General features: G+C 43.4%; 1 protein-coding gene. It reads left to right on the top strand.

Annotated elements, in window-relative coordinates; genetic code table 11:
* A partial coding sequence (locus Q0620_RS08390; protein WP_298784449.1) for an alginate lyase family protein occupies positions 1 to 2,012 on the top strand: 2,012 nt, incomplete at its 5' end.
* Between the last annotated feature and the right edge of the window lie 66 nt (positions 2,013 to 2,078).

The following is a 2,078-nucleotide window of genomic DNA, read 5'->3' as shown; positions in this document are numbered from 1 at the left end:
GCAATAAGACTAAATATTATATCGATTTAATACGGGGCAATACTCACATAAATTCTAACATTCCGATCATAAAAACTAGCTACATAAATACAAAAGAGCTTGACCTGTCAAATATCGATCCGGATGTCGCAAAATATCTATGTAAAATGTACACCGAGCATAAATTTGATCTGCTCGGTAGCGGCTGGGTAAAAAATAGCTATGATAGCGCGGCGCTAGGGCTTGAGGGCTATAAATACGATATGAATGTCGCGGCGCCCGCGAATGTGCCCGAAGGCTACGAGCCGATTGATTGGCAAAAGGATTTCAAAAGCGGCTTTCGGTGGAGCGAGAAAAAATGGTACAAAGATCAGCGCATAGCTCACAAGCCAGGCAGCGATATAAAGGTGCCGTGGGAGCTTGCGAGGCTTCAGCACTTGCCGCAGCTTGCTATTTTTGCGATGACGGATTCAAATTTAAAAGAGCGAAATTTAAAGGAATTTAAAAACCAAATTTTAGATTTTATCCGCAATAATCCGCCTAGAATGGGCGTAAATTGGACCTGCACGATGGATGTGGGCATCAGGGTCGCCAATATGCTGGCGGCTTACGATATGTTTTGCCAGATGGACGGCGGCGGAATTTTAGATCAAAATTTCAAGCAGACCTTTTCAAATAGCGTCTATGAGCACGCTCTCCATATCGTAAATAATCTGGAATATTCGTCGCATCTTACGTCAAATCACTATCTAAGCGACATCGCAGGTCTGCTGCAAGCTTGCGCGTATTTGGATGGCGGCGGCGAGATAGACGCGTGGCTAGCATTTGCTATCCAAGAGATAACCTGTGAAATGAAAAAGGAATTTTACGAAGACGGCGGAAATTTTGAGAGCTCTACGAGTTACCACCGCCTAAGCGGCGAACTGATGGTGTATGCCGCGGCTTTGATACTGGGTCTAAAAAGCGATAAAATTTCATCTTTGCAAAATTACGATGCAAAGCTCTGGCGCAAAAAACCGAAGCTCTTACCGCCGAAGGAACAGGAATTTAAAATTTTAGATGGACGAATAGCGCTGCCACAGTGGTTTGTGGACAGGCTGTATAAAATCGGCAGATTTACCGCAGACATTACAAAGCCAAACGGCGAAGTGCCGCAATTCGGCGATAACGACAGCGGCAGGTTCTTTAAATTTAGCCCAAACGGCGAGTTTTTGAGCAACGAACAAGCCGTGCGAAAATATCTAAATTTAAGCGGCTTTGAGGGCGGCGACGAGCCGTTTTGGGACGAAAATATATTAAACCACTCCACGCTAATTAGCTGCATGGGTGGAATTTTTGACGACGAGATATTTAAAAACGATATGCGCTTTGAGAGAAGCTTTGTTTACTCGCTCGCAGGGCGTACGCTGCAAGCGGTTGATAAAACGTATAAAAGTCAGGTCGCTTCTGGCGTGAAATCTAGCGAACTGCCGCACCGAAAAAGCATGAAATTTAAAATTCCAAATTCACAAGAGATCAAAAATCTATTTTATCCGGACAGCGGAATTTTTATCTTTAAATCCAGTAAATTTTACCTCGCTATCTGTGCTACCCCGCTTGGACAGAATGACCACGGCGGACACACGCACAACGACAAGCTGGGCTACGAGCTGTGGATAGATGGCCGCGATATAGCGAGGGATCCCGGCACCTATCTTTATACTCCGATCCCTGGCAGGAGAAATGAATTTCGAAGCGTCAAGGCTCATAATGCGCCGATCGTGGAAGATCTGGAGCAAAATAGTTGGGGTGAGGGGGCGATAGGACTATTTGGAATGTTTGAGGAATGCAGATGCGAAGTGGAGGATTTTGGAGAAAATTTTATAAGCCTCGCCGCAGAATACAAAGGTGTAAAGATAATTAGAAAATTTGAGATAAAAGAGGACGGGCTGGAGATTATCGATATGGCAAACAAGGAATTTTATTATAGTAAATTTGAGTTTTATTCAAATGGATATGGAAAGTTGGTTAAAATCGGTATAGCCAATGGATAGTAGTATTATAGTAAATAATAATTTTAATTTATTAAGATTGATAGCCGCGCTCCAAGTTATGTTTGT

This window comes from uncultured Campylobacter sp. (assembly GCF_938017615.1).
Lineage (GTDB): Bacteria > Campylobacterota > Campylobacteria > Campylobacterales > Campylobacteraceae > Campylobacter_B.
This window is presented reverse-complemented; position numbering and strand designations above follow the sequence as displayed.